The sequence below is a fragment of the Pedobacter sp. SG908 genome (assembly GCF_011759615.1).
In the GTDB taxonomy this organism is placed as follows: domain Bacteria; phylum Bacteroidota; class Bacteroidia; order Sphingobacteriales; family Sphingobacteriaceae; genus Pedobacter; species Pedobacter riviphilus.
On sequence record NZ_JAAOYY010000001.1, the window covers coordinates 3,572,278 to 3,588,215 of the forward strand.

The following is a 15,938-nucleotide window of genomic DNA, read 5'->3' on the forward strand; positions in this document are numbered from 1 at the left end:
AACCCGCGAATTCAAAGAACATGCCAAAGGCAAGAATACGGTGCTAATGCTATCTTGGCAATACCGTGATTATAAATGGTTCACGATATTCCGCTAAAAGGCGATTTTGAATACGAAATATAGTAGAAGGGATTAGTCATGATCAACAACCATAATTTCGACATTTATTATGACTCAAATCCTTTTTAATTACAAAGCTGGTGTTTCGGTAAAGTTAATTTTCTTTGATGATGCTGCCCAGAAAACCCAGAGTAAAACACAAATACCTAGGGCTAAATCCGGATAGAAGAATGAAACAACAAAAGCGGCTAGATAGGTTGGGAACCCATACAGGTAGTTGTTCCGGAGTTGTCTGATGGCGGCATCACTGATTCCGGGACGTAATAATTTTTTATCCGAAGTAGCTTGTTGCCACAACAGGTTAAAAGCCAGGTTAATCAAAACGAACAATCCTGTGTAAATGGTTACCGAAAGCTGTTTCGAATCACTGAGAAAAAACTTAGCCAATAAGGCGCTGGGATAAGAAACAAGCGAAACCAGGAACAGAATAAATCCATTGGCAAACATGAGCCCTGTGTTTCGCTTGTAAATCTGTTTAAAAATTTTATGATGATTTACCCAGATAATGAAAATGCTGAAAAATGAAATGACAAAAGCAATATAACCAGGCCATTGAATTTTCAGTGCATTTAGTAAGTGAACGGGCGTATCACCATCCTTCAGTTCGGGAATGTGAAGTTCGAGTACCAAAAGCGTAACTGCGATGGCAAAAACACCATCGCTAAAAGCCTCTATTCTACCCGTTTCTTTTTCCATTTATAAATTAATCGTTAAAAATTAATTTATTCACCTGTGTAATTTCTGCCTGGCTGATAGTGTGCCCCATATTTTCGTAAATAATCTCGGTAACCCTTGCCCCCATTTCTTCTAATAAAACAGTTGATTCTTTAACCCTGGATACGGGAACATGCATATCTGGATCGCTGCTTCCGATAAAGATAGGTGTACCGTCAAAGTCGCCATGATAATTGCGGTGATCTACCTTTTCACCGATAAGACCACCTGTGAAAGCCACTACACCACCATAACGCACCGCATTTTCGGCAACAAAATCGAGCGTTAAACAGGCACCCTGTGAGAAACCCAAAAAGTAAATCTGTTCTTTTGTAAAACCTTGTTTTTCCAGATCAAGTACGGTTTCTTTTATGGTATTTAATGCATTCGATAAAGAAGGTTCGTTAGCTACCCGAGGGGCCAGAAATGACTGTGGATACCAGGTGTTATTTGTCGCCTGTGGCGCCACCAATGCAAAATTGGAAACGTTAAGGTATGCTGCCATTGATAAAATATCCTGTGCCGTTCCCCCACGTCCATGGATCATGATCAGCACTTTTTCTGCCTGATCGAAGCTTTTTCCAGCTTTTATAATTTCTTTCATCTCGCTATTCTTCTTCTTTTACTTTATTCCAGATATCATGGTATAAATCTTCATGCCGCTTAAACTGGATGTGCACGTATGGGCACATCGGGATCACCATCAATTTATTTTCACGGACATAGGCAACCATCGCATCAAGCAACATTTTAGCATACCCGAGTCCTTCTTTTGCGGTATCTACTTCCGTATGGTAAACGGTTAAATCATTATCCTTGATGTCGAAAATCATTTCGCCAACTTTTCCGTCTTCATCATAAATGTCGAACGAACTTGGTTCGCTTTCCTGAATATTCAATTTTACTTGCGCCATCTTTTAAACTAATTTTGGAAGTAATTTATCCAAATCTTCGCGTAAATGCTCGTGTTGATGTGGTAATTTTAAATGTGTTCCCAACTCATTCAAAGGTTCGTCAACCGTAAAGCCTGGATTTTCTGTAGCGATTTCGAAAAGTACACCTCCTGGTTCGCGGAAATATAAAGAGTAGAAATAATCACGGTCGATTTTAGGCGTAATCTGTAAGTTTTTACTTAAAATCTGCTCCCTCAATTCCATTTGAATATCTTCGTTTTTAACACGGAATGCCACATGGTGGTTGGTACCGGCAGCATTTCTGCCCCTGTGGCCAGACGGAACTTCCAACAAATCTACAATGGCTGCATTTTCTACCGTATCGGTAATAAAACGATAGCGGTTTTCTTCTTGCCCCAATAACCGGTAACCAAACAGATCGGTGAGTACCTTAGCCGTTTCATCGATGCTTTGCAAAGTTAAAGTGGTACTGTGAAAGCCTTTGGTCGCGGTATCTTTTTTAATCTCGGTAGTTTCCCAAGGCGTTCTTATATCTGCTGTTTTTGGCACAATTAAACTCAGCGACAAACCATCGGGATCTTTAAAAGCCAATACCTGCTCCCCAAAACGTTCCGTAATTTCTTTCGTCTTAACATTAGCTACACCGAATCTTTCTAACCAGAACTGATGGCTGCCCTCAGGTACCGAGTAACCAATTTCTGTTGCCATGCCCACGCCTTCCGTCCCCTGGCCAATTCCATCCCATGGAAAAAAAGTAAGGATGGTTCCAGCCGCCCCGGTTTCATCACCATAATAAAGGTGGTAAGTACCAGGGTCATCAAAGTTAACTGTCTTTTTCACTAACCTTAAACCTAGTGTTTTGGTATAAAAATCGAAATTTTGCTGTGCATTGCCAGCAATCGCTGTAATGTGGTGTAAACCTAAAATGTTATTATTCATATCGTTTAATTTTTATTTATTAATAGTGCTGAGCTTTCTGTAATTAATTCGTTGTGCCGTTTAAAGATGACATCAAGCACAAGGCCATCATCATTCCACATTTTTATTTCTCCGTTAAGCTGTTCGGTAAGACCCGTCATTAAGCTCATTCCAAGTGATTCGGTATGATCAGGATCAAAGCCTGCTGGCAAACCAATCCCTGTGTCTGCAATTTTCAGTTCGCAGCGCTCCTCTCCCATAAACAGGAAAGAAATGTGCACTTTACCTTTTTTATCATCCGGAAAAGCATATTTAATCACGTTACTAATGGCCTCGTTCAGGATCAAACCAAGCGGAACGGCTTGTGCAACATCTAATTTAATCACCTCTGTTTCCAAAGTGAACTGGATTTTATCAGTACCAAAACATTCGATCATGTAATCGACCAGTTCTTTGATGTACCATTTCATATCAATTTCTGCTAGATTATCAGATTGATAGAGTTTCTGGTGGATAAGCGACATGGCATGCATCCGGTTCTGACTATTTCTGATGGCCACTAAAGCATCTTCATTATCCAGGTAAGCCGATTGGGTATTAAGCAGACTGATAACAATCTGCAGGTTGTTTTTAACCCGGTGATGGATTTCGCGCAGAAGCCATTCTTTCTCGTTGAGTATTTTCCTGAGCAATTCGTTCTGCGCGTTTATTTCTCCCTGCTTTTGTTCTAAAATAAGATTGCTACGCCTTTTTAAACGATACCGGTTATAAATCAAACCCACAAACATGGCAGCGATTAATAAACCGGCAATAAATATATACCTCAATCTGCCCTCATTTTCGATCGTAACTTTCTGCAATTGATTTTTTTGACTAAGCAATGCAATGTCTTTATCCTTTTTCTCGGTCTGGTATTCAATTTCCAAACCCGAAATTTGTTTGTTCTTTTCGTTGTTCCAAATAGAGTCTGTTAATCTCTTGTACGTTTTATAGTGTGCCACTGCCGACCAAGGCTTATTCAGTGCAGAATCCACATCGAACCAAAGCCGGTGCAACTGAGAAAGTGCCAACAAGTTTTTCTGTTGTAAACTTTGTTTTTCATGTTCTTGTAAATAACCGTCGGCAGCTACAAACTGTTTATCGTGAATCAGTTTCCTGATGATACTCCGGTATAAATAGATCTGATTCGGATCATCTTTAGGCAGATCGTGATGAAACTTTTGCAGTTCTTTAAAATAAGGTTCCGCTTTGGCGTACTGCTCAATATCGTAATAGGTGTTGAACAAAATGTATGGGATCCGAAGTTTCATCTGCGTATCAGTTGGCGGGTATTTTATAATCAGTTCTTTCAGTGCGGCTATACCCTCTTCGAACTTTTTCATCCGCACCAATATGGTAGCTACGTTGGCCATAATGGTTTGCATATAACCAGGGTCTTTATACCGTTCTGCAATTTTCTTAGCCACCAACCAATAATCAAGCGCTTTCTGATCATTCCTCAGGTAATAATAGGTTAAGCCTAGATGGTTGTTTATAGAACTTCTTTGCAAACTCGTATCGGCCAGTTGATCTGCGGTTTTTTCGGCCAGCAAACCATACTTTAATGCATTGGAAAAATTACCAAGGCCAATATTGGTAATACACATATTGTTGTAAACACCTTGCAGTTCCTTAAATCCAATAGCTTTGTAAACAGCTAGGGATGAATCCATCAGTTTAATGGCATAAGCCGGTTGGCCTTTTATATTGTAATAATCGCCCAGGTTTTTAAGCGAGTTACCTTCTTCTAACTTATTGCCAGTCTGGCGGTATAGGGCCAGCGATTTTTCATTGTAGCCGATCTTCTTTTCAAGATCTTTTCCCTCATTGCCAAAAAGATTCCCCATAGCAGCATAAGCGGCTGCCAATTGATCTTTTAGATCCATTTTACCGGCAAAAGCGATTGCTTGTTCGTAGATTTTGGTACTGCCTATCTTATCTCCAGATTCGCGGAGAATATTGCCTTTAAGCACCGTACTCATAGCTATTCCCTTAGGATATTCGATTTTACCGGCCAGGTTAAGCGCTTGCTGTTGAATACTCATCGCTTTAGCTAAATCTGCTTTTATTTCACCGGGCAAATTGAGATAATATGTCCCCAGATCAACTAATAAATCGACTTTCTTTTCTGTTTGTCCAAGCCTGCGCAGTTTCATCTCAGCAACCTCTACCTCTGTCTTGGTCCTAATACCCTGCCCTTTTACAAAGGCAGGGTTGATCAGAACGAAAGTGATTAGCAAACATTTAATGTTCTTGTTTAAAAAAATGATTGCACTATTTCTGGCCAGCATGTTTAAAGCTTAACATTGTTTATGCTTGATTTTGTGGTATAATAGCAAATAATCATTGCGACACCGGGTAGCATAATGCCCACCAAACCAAATAGCTGCCCGATCCAAGCGCCAAGAATGCATCCTATTAAAAAGCCTCCTAACGTAATCAATCCTCTGTTTATCCCCGAAAGGAAATCGGTATTTTTAAAACCAGAATTGCAAAAAGACCTGATATCGAGTGCGAACTGGGTTACATTGCCCGTCATCATAGTTGTTGGTCCATATGTTTCCTTTACAAAAAGTTTCCCAAATGCGTTTTGCAAACCCATAGCGAAAACAACAATCATGGTAACCAGATACATGGGCCAGGTAATTTCTCCATTATCGATATAGCCGAGCGAATAGGCAATTGCCCCACCAAGCAATAGGATAATCCCCTCGCATAAAAGCAGAAAATGCCTGTTCGAAAATCTCGCCGATATCCAGCCTCCAGCCATAACCGAGAGCATAAATATTGGGAAAGTTAGCAGCTTGATCCATGCATCCCCGTCCGAGCCTTTAATCATTTGATAAGCGAATACGATAAAGTTTCCGGTAACGTGTGCCGAGAAAATTTTATCGGCAGCAACAAAGGTAATCGCATCACAAAAGCCAGCTATAATGGTTAATACAAGGGTTACAAACCAGATATTGTTCTGTTTTTCTTCCATTTTGTTTTTGATTTTATGATAAATGTGCCCTTAACACCCAGGCCATGGTTTCGTGTGTTTCCATTAATCCTGTAATGTAATCGCTTGTTCCGGCGTCTTTAAGCGCACCTGCATAATTATCAATGTTTTCTCTTAAATGGATCAGGATACTTTCATGATCGGCAAGCAGTATTTTGATGTAGGTTAATGCATCGTTTTTACCACGGTCATCTTCGCTTAAGTGAGTTAATTCCAGAAATTGTTTAAGCGATGCGGGTGCGTAATGACCGAGTTTACGGATACGTTCTGCAACTTCGTCAACAATACTTTCCAATTGGGTGTATTGCTCTTCAAAGAATTTGTGTTTGTTGTAAAAGTCTGGCCCTTCTACATTCCAATGTGCTTTGCGGGTTTTGGTGTATAAAACGTACTCATCTGCAAGAATTTTGCTCAACGAATGTGCAACCTCGGCAAGGTTTTCTGCGCTGATTCCAATTTTGGCTTCCATAATTTGTGATTTAATGTTTATATTAATTAAAAAGTGTATTGAATAAATAATGATCTATTGAAATAGTGCCAGGTCCGATTACCCATAAAAACAGCATAGCTAGTGTATACATGTAAGGCACATCGCGTACCTCAACAGAATCTTTTCTGTGTACTACAAAGTACCCGATAGCCGTTACGCCTATAGATGGCAGAAGGAACAACCTGGTTCCAACACCTATGGCAACGAGAAACGGCACAATGGTATCAGAAAATGTAGCCACTAAACCGTTCAGTTTATCGGGCAGCCCCAGGGGATTGGGTACATGCTCCTTTTCTCCATTTTGAACACGGAACTTTTTCATTCCATGAACCCTAAAAAGCTCAACCATGAGCAGCACCCTGAAAGTAAGTACAGCCCAATTGTTAAAGTCTGATCCCAAATCAGAATATAATAGGTATTTGATGATATTTTCCATAACTTAAAAAGCAAAGCATGAGCAGCCCAGAGCGCCCCAAAATGCGGTGTAATTGTTTACAGGGAGGTTGCTGGTCCTTACCGCATCGTGATTATGGTTATGGACATTACAGCTACCCACGCAGGAATGCACCATTGCTAAAACTGAACCGGATCCGTTTGCCCCTTTTGTTTTTCCTTGCTGATCTGTTTTATGCATCAATGGAGAATAATATCCATTATAGTTTTTGGTTGGCGACCAGTCTGGGAGAATCGGGATTTTTGGCGGTGAAAACGAAGAGAAATCACCTTTTGCATACACAATTTTGCCATCAACAATTGTTAAATCGGATTCGATACTTTTGATCTGTTCGTCGGTAACTTCGAAGTAATCGTGATTTAAAACAGCCAAATCTGCCAGCATGCCTACTTCGATATCGCCCTTTTTTTGCTGCTCGTTCGAAAACCAGGCACTGCCTCTGGTGTACAGTTCTAAAGCGGTTTCTCTTGATAAAACGGTTTCTTCACTGTAGATTTTTAAGCCACCAACTGTTTTACCGGCAGTTAACCAAAACATCGAAACCCATGGGTTGTAACTGCTTACGCGTGTGGCATCAGAGCCTCCGCCAACGGGAACTTCCATTTCGAGCATCTTTTTTACCGGCGGCGTTTGTAAGACAGCTTTTGCACCATATCTTTCAGTAAAATATTCGCCCTGATAGGCCATCCTGCTCTGGATCGCTATACCGCCACCTAAAGCTTTTACACGTTCAATGTTCCGTTCGTCAATGGTTTCGGCATGATCGAAAATCCATGGCAAACCAGCGAAAGGAATATCTCTATTTACCTTTTCGAAAACATTTAGAAAGCGGCTGATACTTTCATTATAAGTGGCGTGAAGCCTGAATGGCCATCTTTTTTCGACCAGCAAACGTACTACACGTTCCAGTTCAGGCTCCATATTATCCGAAAGGTCTGGCCGTGGCTGAAGAAAATCTTCGAAATCGGCTGCCGAGAAAACCAGCATCTCGCCTGCCCCGTTGTGGCGGTACATATCATCTCCCTGATAAAGTTTTACAGTATTGGTCCAGTTATCAAAATCTTCAAATTCCTGTTTTGGGCGTTGTGTAAACAAGTTATAAGCAATGCGAACAGTAAGTTGTTTTTGCTCATTTAATTCGTTTACAACTTTATAATCGTCGGGGAAATTCTGAAAACCTCCACCAGCGTCAATTACACTGGTAATCCCGAAACGGTTCAGTTCTGTCATAAAATGACGGGTAGAATTTACCTGATGTTCGTAAGAAAGTTTCGGACCTTTTGTCAGCGTAGAATATAGAATCATCGCATTCGGGCTCGCGATAATCAATCCGGTAGGTTGCCCATTCATATCTCTTTGAATTTCTCCACCCGGAGGTGCAGGCGTATCTTTGGTATATCCAACGGCTTTAAGTGCAGCGCGGTTCATAAAAGCACGGTCGTATAAGTGCAGAATAAACACAGGTGTTTCGGGCGCAATGGCATTTATTTCTTCCAGGGTAGGCATTCTCCTTTCAGCAAACTGAAATTCAGACCAGCCCCCAACTACGCGCACCCATTGTGGTGATGGGGTAATATCTACCTGCTCCTTAAGCATCCGCAAGGCATCGGCCAGTGACGGAACACCATCCCAGCGTAATTCCAGATTGAAATTTAACCCACCACGGATTAAATGAATATGGGAGTCGTTAATCCCAGGAACTACCCGTTTTTTGCCAAGGTCAATCAGCCTCGTTGCAGAACCCGAAAAATTCATAATGTCGCTATCACGACCAACAGCGATAAACTTGCCATCTTTAATGGCAACAGCTGTTATTTCTTCCTTGTGCTTCGTAATGGTATGAACTTTACCATTGAATAAAATTATATCTGCAGTCATGGTATCTTCTATTTAGATTTCGAGATCTTAATTTTTAATGGCAGCAATTGCTTCCTGAATGCCTTCTCCAGCTGTTGTAAAAAATGCTGGCCCTGCTAAAAGGATGACTTTCGCTACTGGCTTAAAGGTTGACATGTTCTTTTCTTTTAACCAGGTTTGGGTTCTGTAGGCTTCGAAAATGCCTTTTACAACATTACCTGCAACCAATGCCGTTGGCGAGTCGATCCCTGCATCTTTTAAATCACTTGCAAAAGAAAAGTTTTTTACACCAAGTTTAAGCGCTTCTCTCATGGCGATGCTGCCTACTCCAATCATCAGTTCTGGTGTAAATTTATTCCGATCGCCAAGACCAATTAAAAGCAGGCGTTTACCACCTATAGTACCCTTTGGCGGAGAAATTAGAATGGTTTCGTTGGCGTGACCAAGAAATTTCCCGCTTTTGCGAATTTCAGTGATCAAACCTTTCATATCCTGATCTAGGTGTACCAAACCATTTAATGCAGGCGGAAGTGCTGGTGGTGAGTTAAAAATATCTCCTTCTGTATATTCGAAAACACAGGCAACCTGTAAATCACTAACCTGCGCCGATGGTCCCTGAACAACACCTTCGATGGCAATTCCATCTACTGTACCCCAAACTTTAGCCGTTCCTATTGCGGTTGTGTTTTGTGCAAATGCTGTTCCTGTAATAAATACAGAAAATATGATGATGGCTAACCTGAAGTTTTGGAAAGCAGTTATTGATTGTTTAGCGAAGTTATTTTTCATTTTTTTATTGTTTAAAATTTGTATGATACCTGAGCATTAAAAAACTTTGAATTGTCCCAGAGTGGTACGATATCTTTTATAAAATCACCTACCCTGAAATATTGCCCCCCACAACTGAATGAAAGGTTGTTATTGAATTTATAATCTGCACTGAGCAGATAAGTGGTACCGATAAAGCGGTGATCGGAAAGGGAACCTGCTGTGTTATAATTTCCGCTTGGGCGATAGATGCCATCATTTGTTGAATACCTCCAGTTGAAAACAACATCAGCCTGAACGCTTAATTTATCAGTTAAGGTTAGTGTTAAGTATGGATGCAGATCAATTAAATTCGATGGTCCGATGAGTGGGTTAAAGCCAAAATACCCTCCTTTCGGATATAAAGGGTTAAAGGTCTGTAGCTTTCCATTACCTGCTTTCTGGTCGCCTGAAATATAATCGTTCCGAAGGTTGATGGATGGCTTAAACCTGGTTTGTTCGAAAGTATAACCCAATTCAATAGCCATCGTCCAGGCATTAATATTACCATTTCCGAACCTACCAAACTGGTAGGCCGCTTCTACATTATAGATAAAACCACCGCCACTTTTCCAATACCGGGTAGCTACCGTATGCCGTACTTCTTTTGCTATGCCTTCTTCAAATTCAGCATCGTCACGCCTGATGCCTAAATAATAGAAATCAAAGTTTCCACCTTTTTCGATATTGAGATTTGAATAAGCTCCCCAAAGATTGGCCTGATGGCTGGGGCGATTATCAAATACCCCAAAATTAACTTCATCGGCTTCTAAAACAAATGCATCTAACGAAAATCGTGGTGTTGCATACATCAGCTTGGCTCCTGTAAAGTATTGCCGGACTGTTGTACCCTCCCGCACAGAAATTAACCTGCCCGAACCGTAATTTATTTCCTGCCTGCCCACCCGAACGGCTAATTTGTTTAATGAATCTTTAAGTATCCTATATTCTGCGAAAAGGTTTTGAACGGCAAGCTGATCCTCATCAACCGGAGATGGCCCATATTTACTGCCGTTTTCGAGCGCACTGTTTACCTGGGCAAAAAACCGCAGTCTTTCTCCAATATTTAAATCGGCATAAAGCGAATAGCGCTGTAAAAAAGAATAATTAAACCCCTGATCCTTAACCCAATCCTCATTAATTTTTCCTCCATATTCCTCCCTGATCTCGCCACCAAAACTGAGGTATACTTTTTTATTAACCGAAAGCAGCAGGAACTTTAATGTATTATAGAAGTTCCTGGCCGAATCTTTCAGGTTGCTATAATCCTCATCGTAGCGCATAAGCCTGATGCTTTGGCCGGATGCACTTGTTATTGAAAAGCAAGTACAAACTACTGCTATGATCGCCAAACGGGGATAATCAGTTCTCATTTTATGTAAATGAGGATTAGTGTTTTACCATTTTGTGTGCATACTGGATACCAAGACCATAACCTGCACCGTATTTTTTCATCAGCGTGGTTACAGGCTCATAGGTTCCGGTTCTGGCCCAATCTCTTTGAAGTTCAAGGATGTACTGCACAGAGGTTACCGGTTTTACACCAGCATGCACCATTCGTTGAACTGCACGCTCATGCGCCTCATTGCTTACATCTCCACAGGCATCAGTAATTACGAAAACGTCAAAACCTTCTGATAAGGCTGATAAAGCCGGACCAACGATACAAACACCTGTCCAAAGGCCTGCCAATACAAGTTTCTTTTTTCCGGTTGCAGTGATTGCTTTGTAAGCGGGTTCATCTTCCCAGGTATTCATCGAAGTTCTATCGATATAATTTGAGGTAGCCTGGGGATAAAATTCTTCAATCTCTGGAAAAACAGGGCCAGCAAACGATTCTTCAGCAACTGTGGTTACGATAGTGGGTACGTTAAAGATTTTAGATGCACCACAGATAATGGCTACATTGGTACGAAGTTCGGTAATAGAGATGCTTTTGGTTGCAAAAGCCATTTGTCCTTCAAAATCGATTAATACCAATGCGTGGTTTTCTGGAGATAATAAATCTGGTGATGGTTTCATAATTAAATATTTTTTGTTTCCCTCAATGTCCCAAGAAACATACCACCAAACAAACATCTAAATATCAACAACTTACATAAAACAGCATAAAATATGATTAACTATATATCGTTGATTTACGAATTTGAATATTGCTTTTTAATACAAAGCACACAATAGGAAAGGTGTGTGCTGCCCACAGAGAAATCGGAGAAAGATACAAAGGCGCAGAGTTGGGTATTTAGTTAATTTTCTGAATAGCAATTTGATTGAGGTATCGTCATTCCTCCTCAGCAATGACGACCTATTTTTGGGTTTTGCTATTATTTGATCGGAAAGATGCTGACCACAAAGTAGCTATTAGACCTTAAAACAATAAAAATTGCGAAAAAAACAAGTTCAGGCAGACGACACAGGGGTAATAACGAAATAAAAAATAAAATATTAACACAAAAATACTGCATAATACACTAAATATCAGTATTAAAAACAAATAAATAACGAAATTTCGCTACCGATTTAACGAACAAAAAATAATTAATTAAAATAATAAACCCTAATTTAGCGACATGGAAAGCAAGGGTAATTTAGCTGAAACTCAAAATCAAGAACATACCATCCAGAATATTGATGGAGCGACTGCACTTGAAATCGAAAATGCACGCTTATTTAAAAAACTCGAACAAAAAGAAAGGGAAAATGCAGTTTTGTTATCGTTAAGCAATTCCATTGCTTCCATCAGGAATAAACTTGATCTCTTCGATGTCATCGATCAAAAGTTAAAAAAACTATTTGATTTTGATGATTTCGTGATCTGTTTGATTAATGATGATCAGGAAACCCATAGTGCTTTTATCTACAACCAAAAAGAAGATTTCCTTAAAACTACAGGTATAGCACCAGAATCATCTAAGAAATATACGCTCGATGACGGTATGTGCAGGGCGATAATCTCATCGGAAAAACCGACTGTTTTCAATGTTGAAGAAGTTTTAATGTGGGATGATGCACCGGCCTGGCTGGAATTTTGGCACAATAAAGGTATTAAAGAAATGATCGGGCTCAAAATGGTCGACAGATCGGGTTGTATCGGTTTCTTTTACCTATATATTAAAAACGCAAACTCACTATCGAACATTTATTTTGATTTGCTTCAGGGCATTTCGCTGCAAATCTCAATAGCCATATCGAACATCCTGGCCAATGAAAAAATTGAATTACAGCTGGCAGAAATCAATCAATACAAACAAAAACTAGAAGATGAGAAAACTTACCTAAAAGAAGAGATCCAACATAAATACAACCATACTGAGATCATCGGACAAAGCGAATCGTTAAAAAGCATTTTTCACCTGGTAGATGCCGTGGCAGCTACTGATAGTACAGTATTGATTATTGGAGAAACAGGAACAGGAAAAGAACTCATCGCAAGGGCCTTACACAACTCATCACTTCGCCACAATGAACTGATGGTTAAAATCAATTGTGCCGCAATCCCCGCCAGCCTGGCCGAAAGCGAACTTTTTGGACATGAAAAAGGCAGCTTTACAGGTGCAACAGAACGGCGGATCGGAAAATTCGAACTGGCCCATAATGGCACGCTGTTTTTGGATGAAATTGGTGAGCTCTCGCTAGACCTTCAGGTGAAACTACTTAGGGCACTCCAGGAAAAAGAAATAGAACGCATTGGTGGTAAGGGTGTAATTAAAACGAATGTTAGAATTATAGCTGCAACCAACAGGAACCTGTTAAAAGAGATAGAAAAAGGAAATTTCAGAAGTGATCTCTATTACAGATTAAACGTATTCCCAATTTCAATCCCGCCGCTAAGGGATCGGTTGGATGACATCCCGCCGCTAACAACCTTCTTCATTGAACGCATTTCCAAAAAAACCGGGCGACAGGTAAACGCTATTTCCAAAAGCGCCTTGAACAAACTGATGCTCTACCCCTGGCCAGGAAATGTAAGGGAGCTGGAGCACCTAATTGAGCGGAGCATACTATTAACATCGGGCAACATATTAAAAGAGATACACCTGCCTAAAATAGATAGAAATGAAGCCATTAACGGTTCGGAGGAGCAAAAAATCAAAAGCATCCACGAAAACGAGCGGGACCATATCTTGGCAATATTAAAACATTGTAAGGGCAAAATATCCGGTGTCGGTGGGGCTGCAGAAATGTTACACATCCCAGCGACTACCCTTAACTCAAAAATTAAAAAATTTAAAATTAAACGGGAGCATATCCTGAATAGGTAAATTTGAATGATCGAATTAAATAGTTTGCTTAAAAAAGCCGGAACAGTAAAGCACATCAATAAAATGGTGGTTTTCTTTGTTGTACTTAGTTCTTTTATTCTAATTCTCATTAAGAGCAATAACAGTTCGGCCAGAAATCAGGTAAACAACTTAAATGCTAAGGATTCACTTCAAAAGCTAAACAAACTTCTTGCAAACGCTGAGCCTGATACAAACCAGGTAAAATACCTGATCAAAATTTCCGATCATTTCATTAATCAACAAGAAGACCAACCAGAAAATTTAGCAAAGGCATTACCTTACCTGAAAAAAGCACTTACCTTAAGTAATCAACTCGGATCGTTAAACTGGGAATTTCGAACACTTATGCTTTACGCCCAGTTTTTAAACAAAAAACATTTGCGGGTGCAGCAGGCACTCACCTACGAAAAGGCAATCGTTATTGCACAAAAAACCGGAAACAAACGTTTTGAAGCCAGCGCATGGTATTCGTATTACATCAATGTTCCCGATACCGTTTCGGATTATAAAAACAAAACATTTTACAACCGGGCAGCCACTGCACATGCCTTATATAAAGAAATCGGCACCTCTTTCCAGGAAAAATACAGGGAGGCAACACTCCTAAAAGCAATGGCCGACTTCCATTTAGAGGAAGAAAAATTTGATTTATCAATAAAAGAGCTTTTTGAAGTTATAGCGCTGGATAAAAAATTTAAACTCCCAGACCTCCCAATGGCTTACGATTTACTTTCGGCAGTTTACGAACGAAAAGGAGAACTAAGCAAGGCCTTAAATTATGCTTTACTAAGTGTAAAAACGGCTCAAAGCAGTCATGAGGAAGTACTCGGCACCTATTTAAACAGAGTAGGTTCTGCCTATGAGGCCATGGGCAAAGCTAAAGAAAGTATTGCCTGGTACCGTAAAACCCTTGATGGTAGCGATAAAAAAGATCCTTTCCGCTTTGTTACGGCATATGCCATTACGAGCCAAATGATCAAACTAGGTGAAGCCAAAAAAGCACTCTCCATACTTCAAAAAACATGGAACGAAGTGAACAATCCGTCGAGCGGGCATCAATATTTTATGTTTCTGGCATTTGGCGAGTGTTATGCTGCGTTAAAAAAGTACGATCTGGCTAAAAAGTATTTCGACAAACTACTGGAAGATGCTACATTAAAAACATATTCCAACCCTTTCCAAACTTCAGTTTTCTTCTCTGTAAGCGAATTTTACTTTGCCCAAAACAAATATGAGCTTGCTTTACAATTCGCCGAAAGGGCGAGAGAAAACCAGATCAGTATGACCTTGCCAAGGCAGATCCGGTTAAATGAAATTCTTTACAAAATAGATGTATCTACAGATCGTCCGGCCGAAGCCATTATTCACCTGCAAACTTTTCATAAGCTTAGAGATTCTATGCTTAGCCAGGAGAATTTAAACACCATTGAGCGATTGAAGATCGAATTCCAGGCTTCGCAAAAGGAGAATGAAAATGAAATCCTTAGAAAGAAATCACAATTGCAAAGTCAGGAACTTAACCGCATTCAATGGATCAAAAATGCCACTATCGCGGGACTGGCATTTTTAACTATCGTGCTTGTTTTAATCTATGGCAGATTTCGTTTGAAAAAGAAACTTCATGATACTTTAGTCAGGAAAAAAGCGGATATAGACCTTGCCTATGCCGAACTTGAAGTAAATATTCAACAAAAAAATAATTTAATTGAAGAGAAAGAAAGCCTAATTAAGGAAGTGCACCATCGGGTTAAAAACAACCTGCAGTTAACAATGAGTTTGTTAAACAGCCAAAGTTATTACCTGGAAGATTTATCGGCAATTGAGGCCATAAAAGAAAGTCAGCACCGTTTGAAAAGTATTGCGTTGATTCATCAAAAGCTCTATCAAACAGAAAATCTGGCCACCATCAACATTCAGCCCTATATCGTAGAATTAGTTGAATATTTAAAGGAAAGCCTGAACGACGATAAAAAGATCAGCTTTGAATTGGATATTTTAAATCTCGAACTGGATATTTCGAAAGCTGTTCCGCTTGGCTTAATTATTAACGAGGCGATTACCAATATTTTCAAATACGCTTTCCCCGATAGACAGGGCGGAAAAGTAATCATTTCCCTAAAAGAATGCCTGACAGATCATTATCAACTGTTTATTAAGGATAACGGCATTGGTTTACCCGCCGACTTTGATTATGAACAGAGCAACACACTGGGCATTATTTTGATGAAGGGACTAAGTGCCCAAATTGATGGCATTTTCACGATGGAAAGCAATGACGGTGTTTCCTTAAGCCTGACTTTTATGAATAAAAATGAAGATTTATTCCTGTTGAAAGATTAAT

General features: G+C 39.9%; 14 protein-coding genes. 2 read left to right on the plus strand and 12 right to left on the minus strand.

Annotation, left to right across the window (positions count from 1 at the left end):
* Positions 1 to 189 precede the first annotated feature (189 nt).
* The 12 genes from FHT21_RS14520 to FHT21_RS14575 are packed head-to-tail and all read right to left on the minus strand — an operon-like array spanning position 190 to position 11,336.
* The gene (locus FHT21_RS14520) at positions 190 to 816 is read right to left on the minus strand and encodes a TMEM175 family protein (RefSeq protein WP_167295348.1); all 627 of its coding nucleotides are present in this window, start codon (positions 814 to 816) and stop codon (positions 190 to 192) included.
* A gap of 7 nt (positions 817 to 823) precedes the next feature.
* Positions 824 to 1,438 carry a dienelactone hydrolase family protein gene (locus FHT21_RS14525; RefSeq protein ID WP_167295349.1) on the minus strand — a complete coding sequence of 205 codons (615 nt, stop codon included), beginning with the start codon at positions 1,436 to 1,438 and terminating at the stop codon, positions 824 to 826.
* 4 nt (positions 1,439 to 1,442) lie between these two features.
* Positions 1,443 to 1,748: a GNAT family N-acetyltransferase gene (locus FHT21_RS14530; protein WP_167295350.1), complete on the minus strand. Its 306-nt coding sequence runs from the start codon at positions 1,746 to 1,748 to the stop codon at positions 1,443 to 1,445.
* Positions 1,749 to 1,751: 3 nt separating this feature from the next.
* Positions 1,752 to 2,687 carry a ring-cleaving dioxygenase gene (locus FHT21_RS14535; RefSeq protein WP_167295351.1) on the minus strand — a complete coding sequence of 312 codons (936 nt, stop codon included), beginning with the start codon at positions 2,685 to 2,687 and terminating at the stop codon, positions 1,752 to 1,754.
* A 5-nt stretch (positions 2,688 to 2,692) separates the two neighbouring features.
* Positions 2,693 to 4,996 (minus strand): sensor histidine kinase, encoded by a 2,304-nt coding sequence (locus tag FHT21_RS14540; RefSeq protein ID WP_167295352.1) that lies wholly within the window; start codon positions 4,994 to 4,996, stop codon positions 2,693 to 2,695.
* 2 nt (positions 4,997 to 4,998) lie between these two features.
* Positions 4,999 to 5,688 carry a YoaK family protein gene (locus FHT21_RS14545; RefSeq protein WP_167295353.1) on the minus strand — a complete coding sequence of 230 codons (690 nt, stop codon included), beginning with the start codon at positions 5,686 to 5,688 and terminating at the stop codon, positions 4,999 to 5,001.
* A gap of 13 nt (positions 5,689 to 5,701) precedes the next feature.
* Positions 5,702 to 6,175, minus strand: a complete 474-nt coding sequence (locus tag FHT21_RS14550; RefSeq protein ID WP_167295354.1) for a DNA starvation/stationary phase protection protein — start codon at positions 6,173 to 6,175, stop codon at positions 5,702 to 5,704.
* Positions 6,176 to 6,197: 22 nt separating this feature from the next.
* A complete protein-coding gene (locus FHT21_RS14555; RefSeq protein ID WP_167295355.1) occupies positions 6,198 to 6,632 on the minus strand; it encodes a DoxX family protein in 435 nt (144 codons plus the stop codon).
* A gap of 3 nt (positions 6,633 to 6,635) precedes the next feature.
* Complete coding sequence (locus tag FHT21_RS14560) at positions 6,636 to 8,528, minus strand: amidohydrolase (RefSeq protein ID WP_167295356.1); 1,893 nt, start codon at positions 8,526 to 8,528, stop codon at positions 6,636 to 6,638.
* A gap of 27 nt (positions 8,529 to 8,555) precedes the next feature.
* Positions 8,556 to 9,296, minus strand: coding sequence for a M17 family peptidase N-terminal domain-containing protein (locus FHT21_RS14565; RefSeq protein WP_167295357.1), 741 nt, complete (start codon positions 9,294 to 9,296; stop codon positions 8,556 to 8,558).
* An 11-nt stretch (positions 9,297 to 9,307) separates the two neighbouring features.
* On the minus strand, positions 9,308 to 10,687 hold the full coding sequence (locus FHT21_RS14570; RefSeq protein ID WP_167295358.1) for an alginate export family protein: 1,380 nt from the start codon (positions 10,685 to 10,687) through the stop codon (positions 9,308 to 9,310).
* A 16-nt stretch (positions 10,688 to 10,703) separates the two neighbouring features.
* Positions 10,704 to 11,336: a hydrolase gene (locus tag FHT21_RS14575; protein ID WP_190326304.1), complete on the minus strand. Its 633-nt coding sequence runs from the start codon at positions 11,334 to 11,336 to the stop codon at positions 10,704 to 10,706.
* Between the two features lie 548 nt (positions 11,337 to 11,884).
* On the opposite strand from FHT21_RS14575, the gene FHT21_RS14580 reads away from it, so the two are divergent.
* Together FHT21_RS14580 and FHT21_RS14585 are read left to right on the plus strand one after the other, a co-directional pair.
* Positions 11,885 to 13,576 carry a sigma 54-interacting transcriptional regulator gene (locus tag FHT21_RS14580; protein ID WP_167295360.1) on the plus strand — a complete coding sequence of 564 codons (1,692 nt, stop codon included), beginning with the start codon at positions 11,885 to 11,887 and terminating at the stop codon, positions 13,574 to 13,576.
* A 6-nt stretch (positions 13,577 to 13,582) separates the two neighbouring features.
* Positions 13,583 to 15,937, plus strand: a complete 2,355-nt coding sequence (locus FHT21_RS14585; RefSeq protein ID WP_167295361.1) for a histidine kinase dimerization/phosphoacceptor domain -containing protein — start codon at positions 13,583 to 13,585, stop codon at positions 15,935 to 15,937.
* Position 15,938 lies beyond the last annotated feature (1 nt).